2 protein-coding genes are annotated in these 2,964 nt (G+C 69.6%); both read right to left on the bottom strand.

Annotated elements, in window-relative coordinates; genetic code table 11:
* Positions 1–757 (bottom strand): hypothetical protein (locus HG543_RS52845; protein WP_169352553.1); only part of this gene is annotated, 757 nt, incomplete at its 3' end.
* A 5-nt stretch (positions 758–762) separates the two neighbouring features.
* Positions 763–2,508, bottom strand: a complete 1,746-nt coding sequence (locus HG543_RS52850) for a coiled-coil domain-containing protein (protein WP_169352554.1) — start codon at positions 2,506–2,508, stop codon at positions 763–765.
* Between the last annotated feature and the right edge of the window lie 456 nt (positions 2,509–2,964).

The raw sequence follows: 2,964 nt of genomic DNA on the forward strand, positions 1-2,964 counted from the left end.
GGAGTTCGGGGCGGCGCGTGGGTTTGCGGTGGTGCTGGAAGTCGTAGAAGCAGTCGGGGCCGAGGGCGGTGATGAGGCGCTCCTCGGCGGCCTGGGCGTCTGGAGTCATGGCCTGCGTGGGGAGCGGGTAGGGCTGGACGAGGACGCGGCCGTCGCCGAGGTCCTGGACGGTGTCCGGGGGGAGGGAGCGCAGGCGGTCGCCGAACATCCGCGTGAAGGGCGGGCCGAAGAAGTTGCGCCAGAAGAGGCCAGCGAGGCCCTCGCTGGGGTCGCGGACGGTGAAGTCGCGGATGGAGCCGAAGCCGTCCGGCGCTGGTACGAGCCTGCGCGTCTTGCGTTGAAGGTCGTCTTCCAGGCTTGCCTGGGCGAGGGGAGAGTCCAGCAGTCGCATCAACTCCGTGACCTGCTGCAGGTGGGCCCGCCGCCAGTCGGGTGCTTTCGCGGCTGTGACGGAGGTACACCAGGTGAGCCTGCCCACGAACGGAGGCGAATCGGCGAGGGTGGGCGCGAGCGTGATGAAGTCGCGGTCCGTCCTGGCGAGCACTGTCACTCCTTGCTGCCGGGCGTAGAAGGACACCACGGCGTCGTAGTCGATGTGCGCCGGGTCGAGCTGTTCATCGGTGAAGACCAGCCCATAACGCACGGGTTGAAACCAGCGGTACTGCTCGAAAACGCGCCGCAGGAGTTCGCGCACGACCGCCGCCGAAGGCGGGACGGGCGGCAACCAGAAGGAGGTGTCGAGGTAGCTCAGCGCCATGAGGCCTAGTCGGGAAAGTAGCGCACCGTGGCCCTGCCGAGGGCTTCGAGGCGGTCCAGATCCTTCTGAAGCGGACCTGATGGGTACGTCCTGCCAGAGGAATGCCGGGCGGAGCGGAACCACACTTCGATGTGACCACCATGGGTGGTCACATAGGCAAGCATGGCCTTGAGATTGCCGGTGAGTGACATCTCGGCACGGCCCTTCACCTCGACGAAGCGGTAGGGCCTGCCCCACACCAGTTCCTCCGGGTTGCCCATCACCGCGTCCGGGATGAAGCCCTGCTCCGCCTTGCTGCCCGGCGGCGGCAGCATGAGGGCGGTGTTCTTCTCGTAGCCGTACTTCTGGAGCACCAACTGCTCGAACTCGCCGCCCCGCTCCTTGTTCTCCAGCACGGTGCGGTACATCCGCTCCCACTTCGAGTCCGGCGTGAAGTCGAAGCGCGGATATCTACCCGGGTGGCGGAACTGGTAGTCCACCCACGCCTGTGCCAGATGCTCGGGGCTGCCGGGCACCAGCCGCGTGCCTTCCGCGGTGGTGCGCGAGCCCAGCAGCGGCACGCGTGCTCCGGCCTTCACCGCCCGCGCCACTTCCGCCAGCGGCTCGCGCAGTCGCTCCGAGAGTTCGCGCAGCCACTGAAGCTCCTCCGCTGACACCTTCTCTCCGCGCCCGGCCTGACGGAGCAACCGCTGTACCCGATCCGCGTCCGCGGGCGCCAGGTGGCTCGCCAGTCGCCCAATCACCTGCGCCTCTTGCAGACTGCGCCCCGTCAGCAGCGCCGCCCGCGAGGAGTCCAGCGCGTGCGCCACCAGGCTGCCGCTGAGCACCGGAAGCAGCAGCACCACCGCGCACAGCAGCCGCTCTTCCGGGCTCAATTGCCTGCCCAGGATGCTGATGCCGGCCACCACGCCCAGCAGGTCCGAGGACTCGCCGGCCACCGGCAGCAGGCCCACCGCCACCTCCAGCAGCACCTCCTCGACGGGCACTGCCTCCACTGACTCGGGCACCCACTCCAGGCGCGGAGGCGACGCGTTGCCCAGCGCCAGCGCGGTGGCCAGCGCGCTGCGCTTCGCCAGCAGGTACACCGCCACTTCCTGCGGACTCTTGCGCAGGTAGTCCGGGTCCTCGGTATGCGCGTAGGCCCAGGCGAGGACCGCCGAGGTCAGTGCGTCCTGCGCGCCCTCGTAGACGGGACTCTCCGTTACCAGCCACTGACGCCCGGCCTTGCGGAAGTGGCGCGAGGCCAGCAGCCGGCTGCGCTCGCGCGCCCACTGCCAGTGCTCCTCCAGCTTCGCCTCCACGGCCCTGTCGCGCGCGTCGTCCTCACGGTACCGCTGCACCCGGGCCACCTTGAAACGCAGGTACACCTCCTCCGGGTCCTCGCGCGCGAGCTGCTCCTCACCGCGTTCGTGCAACCAGGCCAGCAGTTCCAGCAGCGCCGCCTCGCCCACGCGCCGCTCGGCCTCGGGCACCTGGGGACGGCGGAGCGCTGTCTGCTTCTCGCGCACGAAGGCCATGAAGCGGCCCAGCTCGGGCCCGCCCAGGGTCCCACCGCCTCCGCCGTCATCCCGCGGCTCCGGTCGAGGAAACGGAGGCGGTGAAGCGGAGTGGTAGCGAGGCGGCGCGCTCTCCAGCCACGGCCCCAGCCGCTGGCCTCCCCAACCCTGGCAGCCAGGCAACACCATCACCGCCACCAGTCCCAGCGCACCCAGACGGCGGACACCCGCTCCACACCGAGCCTGCCAATCCATCACGAGACGCCTCCTGGATGCTCACGAGTTAGCAGGAGGTGCTGACAGGGCTGGTGGCGGACCCGCTCGGAGCGACGAGCCGCCGTGTGAATGTCGGCGGCTCGCCGGTCCGAGGCGTGCATCAAGGCGTGGCGAAGCTGGCCAGCCAGTCGAGGTGGGTGTCGACGGACCAGACCTCGCTTCCAAATTCCCAGGTGGGGTCGAACGGCGCGGAGACGCGCTGCAAGCCGCCAAGGTCGAGCGGGGACGGTCACCTCGTGGGCCCGCGGCTCCGATGAATCGCGAGCCTATTCCCTTCAGGAAAGTTGGTTCAGGGCCTGACGTCGCAGCTCCCTCCAGAGGAGGAGTCCCCGCGCCTTCCGTTTCGGTGCCTTCAGTGCCAGCGCCCTCTGGTGGAGGCGTTCGCCCGCCTCCGGCTCCGGAGTCCTCCTCCGCCGCCAGCGCAACTCCCCGTCC

This window comes from Pyxidicoccus fallax (assembly GCF_012933655.1).
Classification (GTDB): domain Bacteria; phylum Myxococcota; class Myxococcia; order Myxococcales; family Myxococcaceae; genus Myxococcus; species Myxococcus fallax.

What these genes read in the sequence shown, in the direction of transcription:
- HG543_RS52850 (WP_169352554.1), bottom strand. Translation starts at nt 2,508, where the DNA reads ATGGATTGGCAGGCTCGGTGTGGAGCGGGTGTCCGCCGTCTGGGTGCG.